This window comes from Solibacillus sp. FSL R5-0691, from assembly GCF_037974225.1.
In the GTDB taxonomy this organism is placed as follows: domain Bacteria; phylum Bacillota; class Bacilli; order Bacillales_A; family Planococcaceae; genus Solibacillus.
Window position 1 is genome coordinate 2,947,681 of record NZ_CP150231.1, and the last position, 16,224, is coordinate 2,963,904.

A 16,224-nucleotide genomic window follows, 5' to 3' on the forward strand; every position below is an offset into this window, starting at 1 on the left:
AGAAAAGGAGCGATAAAAAAGATGAGTGATTGCTTATTTTGCAAAATTATTGCCGGTGAAATTCCAAGTGTTAAAGTTTATGAGGATGAGCATACTTTTGCCTTCATGGATATTGCCCCGTTAACAAAAGGCCATACATTGTTAATCCCGAAAACACATTGCAAAGATCTGTTTGAAATGCCAGAAGATGTAGCACGTAACTTATATGCTGCTGCCCCGAAAGTGGCGAATGCCATTAAAGCTGCTTTTAACCCGGCTGGTATGAATACGATTAATAATAACGGTGCTGAAGCAGGTCAAACTGTTTTCCATTACCACTTGCATCTTGTTCCTCGATATGATGAAAAAGACGGACTAGTTGTCAACTGGAATGGTCGTTCACAGGAATTCCCGCCAGATGTGCTGTCGACACTTTCTGAGGAAATTAAATCCCACTTATAATTGCTCCTACAAGGAGACTATGGCCAGCATCTTTCTCATAAGTGAAAATGCTGGTTTTTCTTTTAATACTTTCCCGCCTAATCTTTTCAATGTTTATCGGAAGATGGATTTGGAAAAAGATTTGGATAACAAATAAAAAAAGCGAGGTTAACAATATGAAAGCAAAATCATTTTTACTAGGAATTACAACAGGCATTGTTAGCGGTGCGGCTGTTATTTTATTTACAGCACCACAATCAGGTACAGCTTTACGCCAAAACTTATTGGAAAACACAAAGATCGCCAAATCAAAACTCCAAGACGTTCAACATGAATTAAATAATGTAAAGCAATCGATTACAACATTAAAAGCAGAAGTACAAAATAGTATGCCTAGTATAGTAAATGAATTAAAGGATAATTTCGCAAATTTCAAAACTCAGATTGAGCCGGAAACAGTAAATCTCAAACAAGAAATAGAGAAATTACAGAATTCTATAAGTGAAATCGAGAAAAATATTCCTTCAAATAGAAATAACGGGTAATGAACAGTCATTCACCACTATAACTTTCGAACTAAAATAAAGTTTGAAATCAGTCAAATTAATCCCAAATTTACTTTTTTATAGCATAAATCAACCAATGTTGAATTATTCCATTTTTCTAACTTTAAAGTCTTTTCTTTTATTGCTATAATATTTTTAAAACGTAAATGAAAGAAGAAGGTGATTGCTTTGACAGAAGATTTATACTCACAACGAGAGGCTATGTTATTTAGCCAAAGAGTCGCACAACTTTCGAAAGCACTATGGAAAGCTATCGAAAAAGATTGGCAAACATGGATTAAACCTTTTGATTTAAATATTAATGAACATCATATTTTATGGATTTCATATCATTTGAAAGGTGCATCCATTTCAGATGTAGCTAAATTTGGTGTCATGCATGTATCTACCGCTTTCAACTTTTCAAAAAAATTAGAAGAACGTGGATTACTTACTTTCTCAAAACGTGATGAAGACAAACGTAATACATATGTTGAGTTGACTGATAAAGGTGCAGAACTCATCCTACGTATGTATGATCATTATCACGATACAGAACATACGATTTTAATTGGTGCATTACCATTAAAAGAACTTTACGGGCGTTTCCCAGAGTTTTTGGATGTAATGGCTGTTATCCGTAATATTTACGGGGATGACTTCATCGAAATATTCGAACGTTCTTTCTTCAACTTTAAAGAAACGATTGACGACAAAGGTAAACCGTCCATCACTACAACTTCATAAAATTTCTATTAAGAAATGTCGACAATTTAAATTGATGACATTTCTTTTTTTATTTATTATAGTTAGTTTTATGTTTAATAATGTTTCGTTAATGGAAAAGCATAATACGTCCTTTTCCATAATATTTTAGGGGGGCTCACATGCATTGTTGGAAAACAATCAATATTGAGCGTGAATACGGTACGGGAAGACTTGTATTATTGGCAATCACCCTTTTCATCCTTGTATTCTGCTTTTCATACATTGCATTCAGTTTTAATTTTAACGGTAAGCATATCGATCGCCATTTATGGTTAGTTTTATTAGTATTACCATTTATTTATCCTATGCATAAATTATTACATTATTTCGCTCTGTTTCAACATAGAAAATCACTCGTTATTCGCTTTAAGATTCAACACCTTTTACCGGTTGTCCGGATGCGTCTGCAGCATGGTATTCCGAAAAAGTCGTACCTTTTTGCACTCGTCACACCTTTTATCGTGATTAATGCAGCAATAATCGCCGGGGGCATTAACTTCCCGGAATATGCGCATTATTTTAGCGGTTTACTCGCATTTCACTGCTGTATTTGTCTCATGGATTTTTTATATGTGAAAAATTTAATGTATGCACCAAACAATGCTATAATTGAAGAAACGCCAAGAGGTTATGAAATTTTAGTTCCGCTTGATATTTAGGTTTTTTATTGATGCTTTAGAGGGGAGGAATAAATTTGTTACTACTTGTTGTGATCTTATTCTCAGTAATATACTTATTCCAAATAAATCGAATGACTGCCGCATTATGCAGTCGACGTGAAATTCCAGAAGAAAAACAGCCAAAAATTTTCCGTACGATTAATGTACTGATTACGATTTTACTTGTAAGCATGTATGTTGAAGTACTGCTAGCCGTTTAAAAAATTTTTATATGTAATAAATTTTTTGGTCCATACTTTAATAATTGGAAAAGGTGTGTTAAAAGTCTTTACGACTTTTAACACACCTTTCTTTCTTAGTAGATGAAAGCTGCACCTACAATAATCAACAAGATAAACAATACAACTAAAAGAGCAAAGCCAGAGCCGTAGCCGCCGCCGTTGTAACCTCCGCCACCCATATTGACACCTCCCTTCTCTCTTTCTCTCAATATCGTATGCGCCTGTTGTCACAAAACTTAGGCGCTCTTCACATGCAACCATTTTGTTTTTAAATCGTTTATGTTATAGTTACAATTGCATTAAAGTTAAGTTAGGAGCGTATTCAAATGAAAAAGACCATTTTTGCATTAACAGTTGCTGCTTCAATCGGTTTAGCTGCATGCAGTAATCCTGGAGATGAAGTTGTTGTATCAACAAGCGTAGGCGATATCACTCAAGAAGAATTTTATAATTCAATGAAGGACATCGCTGGTGATCAATTATTACAGCAAGTAGTAGTTGAGCAGATTTTAAACGATAAATATAAAGTAACAGATGAGGAAATCGAAGAAGAATTGAAGGGTGTTAAAGAGCAGTATGGCGATAGCTACGAGTCGATTTTAGCACAAAGCAATTTAACGGAAGAAACGTTAAAAACAAATATTCGTTTCACACTGTTACAAGAGAAAGCTTTAAAAGATGTTGAAGTAACTGACGAGGAAATCGAAAAGTACTACAACCAAGCATCTCAAGAATTAAACGCTCGCCACATTTTAGTGGAAGATGAAGAGACTGCAAAAGAAATTAAAGCTAAATTAGATGCTGGGGAAGATTTTGCTGAATTAGCGAAAGAATTCTCAACTGATCCAGGTTCTGGCGCACAAGGCGGAGATTTAGGCTGGTTTACAGTAGGTACAATGGTACCTGAATTCAACGATGCTGCATATGCATTGGAAGTAGACGAAATCAGTGAGCCTGTACAATCTGAACATGGCTTCCACATCATTCAAGTAACTGAAAAACGTGATGTGAAAGATTACGGGAAACTTGAAGACAAAAAAGAAGAAATCCGTGAATCAATTGCTGCTACAAAAGCGGATTGGAACACAAAAATGGCAGAGTTAATTAACGAAGCTGACGTAAAAGTAAAAGACAAAGATTTAAAAGACGCTTTTTCAGGCTTCAAAGCTGAATAATCGTTGAAATATAAAGTGCGAGGCCCATAATCGGGTCTCGCATTTTTTTAGTTTTTCTTCACGAATTCCGATTTCAGCTTCATTGCACCAAAACCATCAATTTTACAATCGATATTGTGGTCGCCTTCCACTAGTCGAATATTTTTTACACGTGTACCGATTTTTAATGTAGAGGAGCTTCCCTTTACTTTCAAATCTTTTACAACTGTTACAGTATCGCCATCAGCTAACAGGTTGCCATTTGCATCACGAACGACTAATCCTTCTTCTTGCACTGTTTCAGCTGATTGAGACCATTCATGTGCACATTCCGGGCACACATAATTTTGTCCATCTTCATACGTATACTCTGATCCGCACTCCGGACACTTGGGTAATTGTTCCATTTTTTACATACCTCCTGTATTTCATCCCCTCTATACTCGCATAGTTCCTGTTTATAAACAAGGCTATAAAAGTAACTATGCCCAAAACACGAACATTCCCTTTTCCTTTGTGACAAAAATCTATAAATTTTCTATAAGTTCTTCTCATTTATGTTTATAAAAAAAATAATTTCAAGAATTTTCACATATTTGTTCGGAAAGAGTATATTATCAACTTATATATTCTAATAAATAATTCAGGAGTGATTGCATTGACAGTAACAACAAAACGCGCGTTTAACTTTAATGCTGGTCCATCGGCATTACCATTAGAGGTTTTACAAAAAGCACAGGCGGAGCTAGTGGATTTTAAAGGTACTGGTATGTCGGTAATGGAATTAAGCCACCGAAGTGCGGCATTTGAAGAAGTCCATAATGAAGCGATTGCAAATTTACGCCAGTTATATGAAATTCCTGAAAACTATGAAGTACTGTTTTTACAAGGCGGGGCAAGCCTTCAATTTTCAATGATTCCAATGAACTTCTTAAATGAAGGACAAAAGGCAAGCTATATCCAAACAGGTGCTTGGTCAGAAAAAGCCTTTGCCGAAGCGAAGTTATTCGGAACACCTGTAGAAGCAGCAAGCTCAAAAAGCAATAACTACAAAAACATCCCGGCTCTTTCAGATATCCAAATCGATGAAGATTCAGCATATCTTCACTTAACATCAAACAATACAATTTTCGGTACTCAGTGGAAAACGTTCCCGACTACTGGTGACGTTCCTCTCATTGCGGACATGTCTTCAGATATTTTATCAAAGAAAATTGATGTATCGAAATTTGCCATGATTTATGCGGGCGCACAGAAGAATTTAGGCCCTTCAGGTGTAACGGTTGTCATCATCCGTAAAGATTTCCTTGAAAAAGCGAATTCAACTATCCCGACAATGCTGAAGTACTCTACACATTCTAAAAATAACTCGTTGTACAATACACCTCCTACATTCGGTATTTATATGCTGGGCGAAGTATTGAAATGGGTGAAAGCTGAAGGTGGCTTAGAAGCGATCGAACAGCGCAATGAAGAAAAGGCGAAGTATATTTATGATGTCATCGACAATTCGAACGGCTTCTACTTCGGGCATGCCACTGAAGATTCTCGTTCATTGATGAACATTACATTCCGTGTAGCTGATGAAGAGCTGGAGAAAAAATTCCTTGCTGAAGCAAAAACAGCCGGATTTGTCGGTTTAAACGGTCACCGTTCTGTAGGAGGCTGCCGCGCGTCTGCTTACAACGCTGTACCAGTCGAAACATGCAAAGCCCTTGCTGAATTCATGGTGAAATTCCAAAAGGATAACCAATAACAAATAAAGTTATTGAAATTCTCTTCATAATGAAAGGCCGTTCAAATTTATTTAGAATTTGAACGGCCTTATTTTGAATTTATCAAGTTGTATTGCTGTCTGCAAAAAAGCTGCACCTTAAATCATCGGCTTGTAGAATGAGCGGTTGTCTAATGGGAATAGACGCTCTGTAAACTCGCCAGGCTTCGTTTTATCAAGTGCACGTGTCAGCATATTCATCTTCGCGTCAATATTATCAATATAGTGTAAAATTTCCGCTTCCTGAATCATCGGCTTTTTCGGGCTGCCCCACTCTTCTTTTCCGTGATGTGACAACACTAGATGTTGAAGCAGCATCACTTCTTCGCCTTCGATTTTCAGTTCATTGGCAGCTTGACCAATTTCATTGACCATAATTGAAATATGACCAAGCAAGTTACCTTCCACCGTATACATTGTACCTACTGGACCGCTCAGCTCAATGACCTTACCGATATCATGCAAAATAACCCCCGCATATAATAAATCACGGTTCAGCGTCGGATATAGATCACAAATCGCCTCACTTAATTTCAGCATCGATACAACATGGTCAAGTAAACCAGATGCATAGTCATGATGATTTTTAGTTGCGGCAGGATAGATCAGTATTTGATCTTGGTATTTTTTTGTAAGATTACGTGTAATACGCGAGATATTCGGATTTTGAATTTGGAAGAAGTACTGTGTAAGCTCTTCAAATAACTGTTCTTTTGGCACCGCAGATGTCGGCAAAAGATCGCTGATTTGAACGCCTTCCTCATCACGTGCAGGTCGGATTTGTTTCACACGCAGTTGGTTTTTTCCACGATAGTCGTGAATCTCTCCCCCAACTTTTACAATTACCTGTGCACGGTATAAATTTTCATGTTCTTCGTTTGTATCCCATAGCTTCGCTTCAATATCGCCGCTACGATCCTGCAAAATTAGTGACATAAAAGGCTTACCGACAGTCGTCACGCCTTTTTTTGCTTCTTTGATCAATAAATATTGGTCCACTTGTTCACCAGGTTGGAGTTTTGTAATTCCATTCACAAGCAATCGCCCCTTTATAACTCTATTACAATTTATTGTAACATGTATATGCGTGATTTATCGATTAAAAGACAATCAATAGCTTGTCGGTTCAAGAAAGAGAATTTTCTTCACAAAATGTGTTTACCCATTTTAGAATCCGGGTAAATATTTGTGGATAAAATTGTTCATGAACAGTTCATAAAATGCAAATATTTCTCGAATAATGATGGCTGATTCGTGAATTTTCGAAAAATTTCTAGTATAATTATATTATCTTGCTTATAAAGGGTGGTTTAAATGGAGAATTATCGTTTTACTGCATTTGAAAAAACTGGGGAAACATTATTTGATGAAGTGTGGAATTTCGCAAACGATGATGCTGCAAAAATCGAAGGACAAAAGCAAATCGAAGAAAAAGGTATTGCCGAGAAAACTCATCGATTAGTAAACTCGTCGGGTAAATTAATTTTATTCCACGTTTAGATTAAACGTACATAGTGAAACTTCAATCCGGCTTTTACCGGTAGTTAACTTCCGCGCCTGCGGGATAAACAAGAAGGTGCCCTGAAATTTTAGGGCACCTTCTTTATTTTGCTAAACGTTTAATTGCTCCATAGAACTCTTCATTTGTCGGGACTTGTAAATACATGCGCAGCCTGACAATACGATTCAATTCTTTTTCAATCATATCCCTTGCATACGCAACACGATCTTCTGCTGCATACATATTCCGGAACTCTTCCGGCATATTATACATTTCATTAAAATCGCTTAACACGAGTTCAAGCTCTTTTTCATTTAATAAATACTGCTCTACTAAACGGACAAGCTCTTCATTAAAAATTTCCAGCATTTTCACCGAGTCATCTTTTATAAATAGATCCAGCACTTTTTTGACAAGCGTCGTCGTCAATATACTCCCTATAATAAGACCGATGATCCCCCCGATTAAACTGATGACCGCTGTACTGACATTCGGTATGGAGAGACCGACTCCCCCGCCGATGATTAACCCCGCGATACTCCCTGCAACACTTGCTGCTGTTTTGGAAATGTTTTTAAATAGTTGTGCAGGAGACATCTGTTTTTTAATCGTGCGAACAATATCGACGCTCGACAAGACACCTGTTACGATTGCTCCTGTTACAACATTTGCATTGAGTAATGTGATCGCTTTTTTAGCAATAACAGAACTGTACATCGCCTTTTTTGTAGCCGTACTAGCCATCCTCTTCACAACTGCTTTTGCACCGTTTTTTTTAACAGCACTTGCAATGCCATCATCCAGTTCAATATGGTCCACAATATTCAGGTTATCGATTTGCTTTTCGATTATTTCTTCGGCAAATGGTTCCCCTATCACTGTTAAACCTGTCAGCACAGCATTTTCAACCGCGGTAGCCCGATCTGCACCATTCCACTTACTTTGCGCGAAAGAAATCGCGGTACTCATTCCGATTGTTTCTTTCTTAAAATCGATACAGCCTCTTTCATCAATCACTAGATTATGGATATTTCCAGCATCTAATATGTGACGAACTTGCTCATATGTGAATGCACCTTGCTTAATAATATCGCTATTATTAAAATGTGCATGTATTTCATGATATTGCTCGAACGGGACTTCCAAGTAATTACTTAGTTCTTGATCCAGCTGTTTTAATTCAATTTCGCAAATTGCAATCGCATCATTTACATTGGGACAATACACATTGTGTACAATTTGTCGCCGGTTGTCTGATAGCCAAATTTGGTCCATGAAGTTACCTCCATTTTTAGTCTTTCACTATCATATAAGCATTCGGTAATGATGTACAGTAATATTTTATTACCTAATAAAAAAGAGGAGCCGGCATTGTTTCACCAGCATCCCCCGATATTATTTACTTCCCTTCAAATTGCGGCATTCTCTTTCCGACGAAAGCCTGAATCCCTTCTAAATGATCCTGCGTTTGACGCATTTTCACCTGTCCGGCCGATTCGCCTTCCAATATTTGCTCTAATACAGGCAAGTTCGCGTTATGCAAGATCAGCTTTGTTTCAATCTTCGCCAAGATCGGTGATGCCAACAGCTTGCCGACAAGCTGGTCAACGGTTACTAATGCCTGACCATCTTCTACATTATAATCAATGAGTCCTAATGCTAGCGCTTCATCTCCGCTTAGCACTTTTCCTTCCCATATCATTTGCTTCGCTTTTGGTGTTCCTAGACGTTCCTTCATAAAGAAGTGTCCTGCACCGTCAGGAACTAAACCGATGCCGATAAAGTTCATCGCTAATTTACTGGATTGCTCTGCAACAATGATATCGCTTCCTAACGCCAGGCTAAATCCTAAGCCGGCCGCAGCGCCATGAATTTGTGCAATCGTAATCATCGGAAGTGTATAATACGCCTTCACTAAACGTGAAATATCATCCATAATCGTTCCAAAATCAGAAAAATCATCTGATGAAACCATCATTTTTACATCGCCGCCAGCAGAGAAGACTCTCCCTTCCCCTCTAATGATAAGAATTTGAACATCCTTTTCATTATGTAGCGCTTCAAAGCAATCCGCCAATTCGCGCATCATTGTAAAATCCATTGCATTCATAGCAGTCGGGCGATTTAATGTTAATGTTGCTTTTCGCTCCGCGATTTCCAGATTAATAGTTTCAAAATTCAATTGTATGCACCCCTTATTTATGAATAATCATTCATTTCGACAAATGATTTCATATCTCCTTTATTTTCACACTTCCAATGCTTTGGCCTTGCTTGGTAAAGGCTTAAAAGTGGCTAAATATTTACCGACCTGCAAGCCCGTAAATAGGCACCCGCCTAAAAATGTGCCTTCCAATGAACGGTAGCCATGTACACCACCGCCGCCAAAGCCGCTGACTTCCCCTGCCGCAAAGAGTCCTTGAACAGGATTTCCCTCGTCATTTAGTACTTGCCCGTTTAAATTGGTTTGTAATCCCCCTAATGTCTTTCTTGTAAGTATATTTAAACGTACCGCAATTAACGGTCCGGCTTTCGGATCCAAAATTTTATGGGGTTTCGCTGCACGAATTAATTTATCCCCGATATAGTTTCTTGCTCCGTGCAATGCATTGATTTGCGCATCCTTTGAAAAGATATTTTCAATTTCACGGTCACGTGCTAAAATCTGCTCTTTTATATTCATAAAATCAAGCAAGTCATTGCCTGCAAGTTTGTTCATCCCATCGACTAAATCTTTTAAACTATCCGCAATGACAAAGTCTTCCCCGTTTTCTTTAAATGCCTGAACGGCTTTGGGCGGCCCTGGTAAAACCCGCTTCAGCACGTCCATTATACTTTTATTTGTTAAATCCATATTTTGCTCAGAACCGGATAATGCAAATTCCTTTTCGATTATTTTTTCTGTCAATATGAACCAGGAGTAGTCATAGCCTGTTTTTTGAATGGCTTCAAGTGTGCTGAGTGTATCAAAACCGGGAAAGTTCGGTGCTTTGAAACGGTTTCCTGTTGCATCAAACCACATCGAGGACGGTCCTGGCAGTATACGAATTCCGTGGTTTTTCCAAATTGGATCCCAGTTTTTCAAGCCTTCCGTATAATGCCACATCCGGTCTCGATTGACGATTCGCCCACCAGCACGCTCCGTAATTTCGAGCATTTTTCCATCAACAAATGCAGGAACGCCGGATACCATATTTTCCGGCGGCAATCCAAGTCGTGACGGCCAATTTTCTTTAATAAGCTCTATATTTGCCCCGATGCCACCGCTCGCTACGACGACTGCATCTGCCGTATACTCAAATGTTCCGATAACTTCTCTTGAACTTTCTTCACCGCGGCGAATAATACTATTTTCTAAAATATTCCCTTGAATGCCCGTAACAGCGCCATCTTCAGTCATTAAATCCGTTACTTGATGGCGCGGCAAATAATCGATCAAACCACTTTCCACAGCTTGCAGTACTTTACTTGAAAAAGCTTCTACAATCGCAGGACCAGTTCCCCAAACGATATGAAAGCGCGGAACTGAATTCCCGTGTCCGCCTGCTAAAGCACCCCCACGCTCTGCCCAGCCGACAACCGGGAAAAATTGAATGCCCTGTGATTTCAGCCACTCATATTTTTCCCCCGCAGCAAAATCTACATAGGCCTTTGCCCATTCATATGCCCAGTAATCCTCATCCTCTAATCGGTCAAATCCTGCAGAGCCGCGCCAATCCTGCCAAGCAAGCTCCTTACTGTCTTTTATACCTAACCTTCTCTGTTCAGGTGTATCTACTAAAAACAGTCCTCCAAATGACCAAAATGCCTGACCCCCGATTGAATTTTCGGGTTCCTGATCAACAAGTAATACCTTTTTTTGCGCATCTATAAGCTGACAAACCGCAGTTAATCCTGCTAAACCCGCTCCAATTACGATTGCATCATAATGCATTTTCTACTCCCCCTTTGTCAGTGCATCTGTTATACAATTTCGTGGTATTTTTTATTTCCCCTTCTTTAATTATTTTTCTTTCAAGCATTAAAATTTAAATAAAAATAAAATTTTTGTGAAATAGTAAAATCGTTATTTTTCCGATAAATACTCTGAATCACAATTTTTCAGTAAATTCAAACAAATCCCTGTAAATCAATATCGTTAGCGCTTTCATACATTTCTAAAAACACGAATATTTAATTTAGTATCCCTAAATATCGTTCGTGAAATAACCGAATATTTGCTATTTAAATCATTAATTATTTATTAATTTTGAAAATTCCGTTGACAAAGGTGAACAATCGGGTTTATGATGTTATCAAATTTAAAAACGACAAACTATTGTGATAGAGACATACGATTTAGTTTTGTATAGCAAAGAGAGCTGGTGGTCGGTGTAAACCAGTGTATACGCTAAATTAGTTCCACTCTTGAATAGAATAGCCGAACATCCAAAGTAAGTTATTCCGTCCCATGCACGTTACGCATATTGATAAGGTTGTATGACTATTATTTTCAAATAGTCGGCAACGAATAAGGGTGGTACCGCGATTTGTTTAATGAATGCCTTTCGCCCCTTACGTAATTCGTAAGGGACGGAAGGCTTTTTTTGTTGGTTAATTAAAAATAATAGTGAATTTTGAGGAGAGATTATGATGACAGCAACACAATTAATCGAAAAGAAAACAAAAACAATCAACGTATTTATTGCAGATCCATTAAGTGATGATGGGATTTTCCCGCTACGTCAGGAAACAGAATTAAACTTAAATATCATTGTTGATACAGGGTTAACACCAGAACAATTAATAGCTCGAATTGCCGATGTAGATGTATTACTTGTTCGCTCTCAAACAACGGTTACACGCGAAGTAATTGAAGCAGCGAAAAACTTGAAGTTAATCGGACGTGCCGGTGTAGGTGTTGACAACATCGATTTAAATGCCGCAACAGAGTATGGAATTATTGTCGTAAACGCTCCGGACGGGAACACAAACTCTGCAGCTGAGCATACCATCGCAATGATGACATCTCTTGCCCGTTATATTCCACAAGCATTCAATACATTAAAGAACGGCAAATGGGATCGTAAATCTTATGTTGGGGTTGAACTCAAAAACAAAACTCTAGGTGTAATCGGAATGGGCCGTATCGGTGCTGAAGTAGCTTACCGTGCAAAAGGTCAACGTATGGACGTAATCGCCTACGACCCATTTTTAACTGAAGATCGCGCAAAAGAGTTGGGTATTACAAAAGGTACTGTTGACGAAGTATGTGCAGCAGCAGATTTTGTAACGGTTCATACACCACTTTTACCTGAAACTCGCAACCTCATCAACAAAGAACGTTTTGCGATTATGAAAGACGGTGTCCGCATTATCAACTGTGCACGCGGCGGGATTATTAACGAAGATGATTTATATGATGCGATTGTTGAAGGTAAAGTAGCAGGTGCTGCTCTGGATGTATTCGTACAAGAGCCTGCAACAGACCATAAACTGTTAACATTGCCGCAAGTGATTGCAACACCTCACTTAGGTGCATCTACTGTGGAAGCACAGGAGTCAGTTGCAGTCGATGTATCAAACGATATTATTAAATTCTTTAAAACAGGTACTGTAACAAATCCGGTTAACATGCCATCTATTCCGAAAGAAAAACTTGCGGAAGTAGAACCGTTCTTCGCATTAGCCGAAAAGCTTGGTAAGTTTTTAATCCAGGTTACAGAAGAAAGCATCAAACAATTGAACATTTCTTATGCTGGTGAAGTTGCTAACTTTGATGTACGTCCATTAACAGCAAATGCTATTAAAGGTCTGCTTTCTACAAACCATGGCTCTCACGTGAATGATGTGAACGCACGTTACCTGGCAGAGCGTATCGGCATTCAAATTAACGAACACAAAACAACAACGGCTAAAGGCTTCACAAATTTAATTACGGTTGAAATCGTGACGGAAACTGAAAAACATACGGTAGCCGGTACATTATTAAATGGTCTTGGTGCCCGCATCGTTAAAGTCGAAGGTTTCGTAGTAGATGTTATTCCTAACGGCAATCTGCTTTACATTAAAAACCAGGATAAACCAGGTTCAATCGGCCGTGTTGCGACTAAGCTTGCAGAAAAAGACATCAATATCGCAACAATGCAGGTTGGTCGCGATCAAATCGGCGGCTCTGCAGTCATGATGCTTGTCGTTGATAATGAAGTAACAACAGAAGATTTAATTTATGTAGCACAACTTGAAAATATTGATGAAGTAAAAGCCATTACACTTTAATTCTTCCAACTACTGATGAACGATAATTTCGTTCATCAGTAGTTTTTTGTTTTAACATATTTCCCCTTCGCATACATAAGTTGAAAGGACGATTTTATCTGTTATGATCGGAAACTTCGAGTGGATAAAATCTTACATACTACTTGGCGAAAGTGAAAACCTCTACCCGATTCCCACCAGCCGTTCACTCTATTCGCTCACTTTTTACTAAAAGGAGAGTTTAGTTGAAAAAAATACTTTATTTCTTATTAACTGTTTTCTGTATCGTTGGTGTTTCCGTAGTTAATAACGAGCGTGTCCATGCAGCTGCCCCTTCAGCCACAATTAAAATTACAACTTTAGAGACCGGGGTATTTGATGAAACTTTAGAGCAAAAAATGATAACACTGTCAAAAGCATCACCCGTTATCGTACTTTCAGAAGCCGATGGATGGGCTGAAATTCAATATAAAACAGTGATAGGCTATATTCCAAGTGAATATTTAAAGTCTGCACCCCCTCAATATATGCTTGTACAAGCAAAAGAAGAGCCGCTTGTACATGTGACGAATAACGAAGAGAGCGATATTAAAGGAAAACTTCATTTAAATACAATAGTAGAGCTTTACGGATCTGCAACTGCCGACTTTGTTTTTGTAAAATACGGACGTATTGCCGGTTTTGTCAATAAGCAGGCAATTGTAAAACCTGTTTCGAAAGCAATGATCGTCAAAAATTCAAACGATTTAGTTGTAAGAGAGATTGCCAGCTCCTCGAGTACGGAAATTGGTGTGTTACGCAAAAACAGCCCTGTTAAAATGCTGACGAATTTAAAAGGTTGGGCGTTTGTAACAACAGATAAATTATCAGGCTATGTACTGACGAATGGACTCGTTACATCCCCTGTTGTAAAAGAAAAACCCGCCAACCCAAAACCAGCAAAAGATAAGAAAATTGCTTTAACATTCGATGATGGTCCCCACCCGAAAGTGACAAAACAAATTTTAAAAATATTGGAGAAGTTTGAGGCAAAAGCGACATTTTTTGTTGTGGGGCAAGAGGTGAAGGAACATCCTGAAATTTTAAAGGCCGTGTATAATGCTGGCCATGAGATAGGCAATCATACATTTAATCATGTAAAACTGACAGCATTATCCGCTAAGGAAATAAAGCAGCAAATCCAGGCAACCGATACACTTATAAAATCGACGATCGGTCAACGGGCAACCGTTTTCCGCCCGCCGTATGGAAGCTATGATAAAACGATTACTGACCAATTAAATGTCCCGAACGTACTGTGGACTATAGATACACTTGACTGGAAGCACCGTGATCCGAAGAAAACGGTGCAAGCAGTAAAAGAACATGCAAAAAATGGGAGTATCATATTGATGCATGACATTCACCAGACTACTGCCGATGCATTGGATGAGGTGTTGGCTACACTTCAAAAACAGGGCTATGAATTTGTGACTGTTTCCGAACTGTTGGGAAAATAAATAAAAGGACCTGTGAATGTTTCTCCAGGTCCTTAATTAAATGCTCTTAATTGTAAAAACGTTAATTGCTCATTTATTAAAATAGATTCAGCTTCAAATTGTGGCAATGTCACAATGTCCGTACTTTGCGCAACTCCTAATGCTGCAATCGCAACGAAAAATAAGACACCAACCGCAATAAATGCAGACAGGATGCGGTGTGCTCCTTGCATTTCCGGATTGGCCTGTTTTCTGTTTTTGCTGCGTACAAGGCTGAAAAATCGATTTTTGTTTTCAGGTAAATGAAGCACATGTTCACATGCCAAACAAAGGTATGCTGTATGATGGTCAACCGTTACCGGATTGATCTGAACTGAATTGTTTGTGCGGCCGCAGTTTTCACAGCGACATCCATTATTATTTACCATAGAAAAACCTCTTTCATCCCTTCATACAACTATTATAACATTAATTTTTAGAAAATTCATTCTTTTAAACCAAAAACGCACTTACTTAAAGTAAAGTGCGTCTACTAGTTTATAATGTTTTCACTAACTGTAAAAATTCTGTAAGAGATGTTACTTCATATGTTGGTACAATTTCCGGATTATGCGGTTTGCTTTCGCGGTTAATCCAAACGTTGCGCATACCGACACGCGAAGAGCCTAAAATATCGGTCATTAAATTATCGCCGACCATGATGGCTTCATCTTTCGTAACCTGCGCTTTTTCCATAACATACTCGAAAATGGAAGCATCCGGTTTCCCTTTACCGAAATCACCCGAAATCACAATATGGTCAAAATACGGGACAATCTCCGGAGTTATCTCCAACTTTAAATTTTGTAAACTTGGTGCACCATTCGTTAATAGCACAAGCTCGTATTTCCCTTTTAATTCATCCAATACAGCAAATGTATCCTCATAGAAAAATGGTGCTTTTTTACGCTCTTCTACGAAACGCTCCCCAAGTTCTGCGCCTAATGCGGCATCTTCAATCCCGACAGCCGCCAACCCTTTTGTCCAAGCTTCAGTACGGTACGCAGGGACAATTTCTTTCATCTGCTGAAATTGTGGTGTCGGATCATCAAATGTTCCCCAAAGACCTTCAAACGGGTTAATGCCGATTAAGACCGTGTAGTCATATGTAGGATAACTTTCATAAAGACTTCGCGCTGCCGATCTTACCGCTTCTTCCAAATCTTTTGCGTCGACGCTTTTTTTAGTCGCTGCATAGTCACATGTCTTTTCAAATGCCGTTTTCACTGAATGTTGATCGAATAATAAAGTATCATCTAAATCGAAAATTATTGTTTTGATAGCCATTGTTACGCTCCTAAAATTAATATATGTACCCATATATTTTACCATACTAAAGCGTACAATTTCTGATACTTTTTGATTTTTCTAAATTTTCCAGTATGGATGCATTTTCGAAGTAAACGC

The 16,224-nt window shown here is 38.3% G+C and carries 18 protein-coding genes; 10 read left to right on the forward strand and 8 right to left on the reverse strand.

The features are described from left to right. The first annotated feature begins 21 nt into the window (after nt 1-21). The 5 genes from MKY51_RS14835 to MKY51_RS14855 all read left to right on the forward strand — a co-directional run bounded on the left by MKY51_RS14835 (nt 22) and on the right by MKY51_RS14855 (nt 2,613). Nucleotides 22-441: an HIT family protein gene (locus MKY51_RS14835; RefSeq protein WP_339173478.1), complete on the forward strand. Its 420-nt coding sequence runs from the start codon at nt 22-24 to the stop codon at nt 439-441. Between the two features lie 155 nt (nt 442-596). Then, a complete protein-coding gene (locus MKY51_RS14840; protein WP_339173480.1) occupies nt 597-965 on the forward strand; it encodes a YtxH domain-containing protein in 369 nt (122 codons plus the stop codon). Nucleotides 966-1,148: 183 nt separating this feature from the next. Beyond that, nucleotides 1,149-1,712 (forward strand): HTH-type transcriptional regulator Hpr, encoded by a 564-nt coding sequence (locus tag MKY51_RS14845; RefSeq protein ID WP_339176652.1) that lies wholly within the window; start codon nt 1,149-1,151, stop codon nt 1,710-1,712. A gap of 140 nt (nt 1,713-1,852) precedes the next feature. After that, complete coding sequence (locus MKY51_RS14850) at nt 1,853-2,392, forward strand: DUF3267 domain-containing protein (protein ID WP_339173483.1); 540 nt, start codon at nt 1,853-1,855, stop codon at nt 2,390-2,392. Between the two features lie 35 nt (nt 2,393-2,427). After that, nucleotides 2,428-2,613 (forward strand): hypothetical protein, encoded by a 186-nt coding sequence (locus tag MKY51_RS14855; RefSeq protein ID WP_079524475.1) that lies wholly within the window; start codon nt 2,428-2,430, stop codon nt 2,611-2,613. A 95-nt stretch (nt 2,614-2,708) separates the two neighbouring features. Here MKY51_RS14855 and MKY51_RS14860 read toward each other — a convergent pair whose 3' ends face one another. After that, entirely contained in the window at nt 2,709-2,813 is a 105-nt protein-coding gene (locus MKY51_RS14860) for a YjcZ family sporulation protein (RefSeq protein ID WP_081483416.1), read from the reverse strand. Between the two features lie 147 nt (nt 2,814-2,960). Between MKY51_RS14860 and MKY51_RS14865 the strand changes: the two genes are divergently transcribed. Beyond that, entirely contained in the window at nt 2,961-3,809 is an 849-nt protein-coding gene (locus tag MKY51_RS14865; protein ID WP_339173485.1) for a peptidylprolyl isomerase, read from the forward strand. Nucleotides 3,810-3,856: 47 nt separating this feature from the next. Here the strand turns inward: MKY51_RS14865 and MKY51_RS14870 are convergent, their stop codons facing one another. Next, the gene (locus MKY51_RS14870; protein WP_079524477.1) at nt 3,857-4,195 is read right to left on the reverse strand and encodes a zinc ribbon domain-containing protein YjdM; all 339 of its coding nucleotides are present in this window, start codon (nt 4,193-4,195) and stop codon (nt 3,857-3,859) included. A gap of 251 nt (nt 4,196-4,446) precedes the next feature. Here MKY51_RS14870 and serC point away from each other — a divergent pair, with 251 nt between their 5' ends. Then, nucleotides 4,447-5,544 (forward strand): 3-phosphoserine/phosphohydroxythreonine transaminase, encoded by a 1,098-nt coding sequence (gene serC, locus MKY51_RS14875; RefSeq protein WP_339173489.1) that lies wholly within the window; start codon nt 4,447-4,449, stop codon nt 5,542-5,544. A 117-nt stretch (nt 5,545-5,661) separates the two neighbouring features. Here the strand turns inward: serC and yhaM are convergent, their stop codons facing one another. After that, entirely contained in the window at nt 5,662-6,597 is a 936-nt protein-coding gene (gene yhaM, locus MKY51_RS14880; RefSeq protein ID WP_339173491.1) for a 3'-5' exoribonuclease YhaM, read from the reverse strand. Nucleotides 6,598-6,876: 279 nt separating this feature from the next. On the opposite strand from yhaM, the gene MKY51_RS14885 reads away from it, so the two are divergent. Then, entirely contained in the window at nt 6,877-7,062 is a 186-nt protein-coding gene (locus MKY51_RS14885) for a YhzD family protein (RefSeq protein ID WP_008406474.1), read from the forward strand. 103 nt (nt 7,063-7,165) lie between these two features. Here MKY51_RS14885 and MKY51_RS14890 read toward each other — a convergent pair whose 3' ends face one another. The 3 genes from MKY51_RS14890 to MKY51_RS14900 all read right to left on the reverse strand — a co-directional run bounded on the left by MKY51_RS14890 (nt 7,166) and on the right by MKY51_RS14900 (nt 10,997). Then, nucleotides 7,166-8,338, reverse strand: a complete 1,173-nt coding sequence (locus MKY51_RS14890; RefSeq protein ID WP_339173495.1) for a hypothetical protein — start codon at nt 8,336-8,338, stop codon at nt 7,166-7,168. Nucleotides 8,339-8,462: 124 nt separating this feature from the next. Continuing rightward, complete coding sequence (locus MKY51_RS14895; protein ID WP_339173498.1) at nt 8,463-9,245, reverse strand: enoyl-CoA hydratase; 783 nt, start codon at nt 9,243-9,245, stop codon at nt 8,463-8,465. A gap of 66 nt (nt 9,246-9,311) precedes the next feature. Then, entirely contained in the window at nt 9,312-10,997 is a 1,686-nt protein-coding gene (locus MKY51_RS14900) for an FAD-binding dehydrogenase (protein ID WP_339173501.1), read from the reverse strand. A 695-nt stretch (nt 10,998-11,692) separates the two neighbouring features. On the opposite strand from MKY51_RS14900, the gene serA reads away from it, so the two are divergent. Both serA and MKY51_RS14910 read left to right on the forward strand, forming a co-directional pair. Further along, entirely contained in the window at nt 11,693-13,321 is a 1,629-nt protein-coding gene (gene serA, locus MKY51_RS14905; RefSeq protein ID WP_339173503.1) for a phosphoglycerate dehydrogenase, read from the forward strand. Between the two features lie 224 nt (nt 13,322-13,545). Further along, on the forward strand, nt 13,546-14,799 hold the full coding sequence (locus tag MKY51_RS14910) for a polysaccharide deacetylase family protein (protein ID WP_339173505.1): 1,254 nt from the start codon (nt 13,546-13,548) through the stop codon (nt 14,797-14,799). A gap of 32 nt (nt 14,800-14,831) precedes the next feature. On the opposite strand, the gene MKY51_RS14915 is transcribed toward MKY51_RS14910, so the two are convergent. Further along, on the reverse strand, nt 14,832-15,206 hold the full coding sequence (locus MKY51_RS14915; protein ID WP_339173507.1) for a DNA polymerase III subunit delta: 375 nt from the start codon (nt 15,204-15,206) through the stop codon (nt 14,832-14,834). A 109-nt stretch (nt 15,207-15,315) separates the two neighbouring features. Continuing rightward, nucleotides 15,316-16,104, reverse strand: coding sequence for an HAD family hydrolase (locus tag MKY51_RS14920; RefSeq protein WP_339173510.1), 789 nt, complete (start codon nt 16,102-16,104; stop codon nt 15,316-15,318). Nucleotides 16,105-16,224: the final 120 nt, after the last annotated feature.

What these genes read in the sequence shown, in the direction of transcription:
- MKY51_RS14920 (WP_339173510.1), bottom strand. Translation starts at nt 16,104, where the DNA reads ATGGCTATCAAAACAATAATTTTCGATTTAGATGATACTTTATTATTC.
- MKY51_RS14890 (WP_339173495.1), bottom strand. Translation starts at nt 8,338, where the DNA reads ATGGACCAAATTTGGCTATCAGACAACCGGCGACAAATTGTACACAAT.
- MKY51_RS14870 (WP_079524477.1), bottom strand. Translation starts at nt 4,195, where the DNA reads ATGGAACAATTACCCAAGTGTCCGGAGTGCGGATCAGAGTATACGTAT.
- MKY51_RS14840 (WP_339173480.1), top strand. Translation starts at nt 597, where the DNA reads ATGAAAGCAAAATCATTTTTACTAGGAATTACAACAGGCATTGTTAGC.
- MKY51_RS14850 (WP_339173483.1), top strand. Translation starts at nt 1,853, where the DNA reads ATGCATTGTTGGAAAACAATCAATATTGAGCGTGAATACGGTACGGGA.
- MKY51_RS14900 (WP_339173501.1), bottom strand. Translation starts at nt 10,997, where the DNA reads ATGCATTATGATGCAATCGTAATTGGAGCGGGTTTAGCAGGATTAACT.
- serA (WP_339173503.1), top strand. Translation starts at nt 11,693, where the DNA reads ATGATGACAGCAACACAATTAATCGAAAAGAAAACAAAAACAATCAAC.
- MKY51_RS14915 (WP_339173507.1), bottom strand. Translation starts at nt 15,206, where the DNA reads ATGGTAAATAATAATGGATGTCGCTGTGAAAACTGCGGCCGCACAAAC.
- MKY51_RS14885 (WP_008406474.1), top strand. Translation starts at nt 6,877, where the DNA reads ATGGAGAATTATCGTTTTACTGCATTTGAAAAAACTGGGGAAACATTA.
- MKY51_RS14835 (WP_339173478.1), top strand. Translation starts at nt 22, where the DNA reads ATGAGTGATTGCTTATTTTGCAAAATTATTGCCGGTGAAATTCCAAGT.
- MKY51_RS14860 (WP_081483416.1), bottom strand. Translation starts at nt 2,813, where the DNA reads ATGGGTGGCGGAGGTTACAACGGCGGCGGCTACGGCTCTGGCTTTGCT.
- MKY51_RS14865 (WP_339173485.1), top strand. Translation starts at nt 2,961, where the DNA reads ATGAAAAAGACCATTTTTGCATTAACAGTTGCTGCTTCAATCGGTTTA.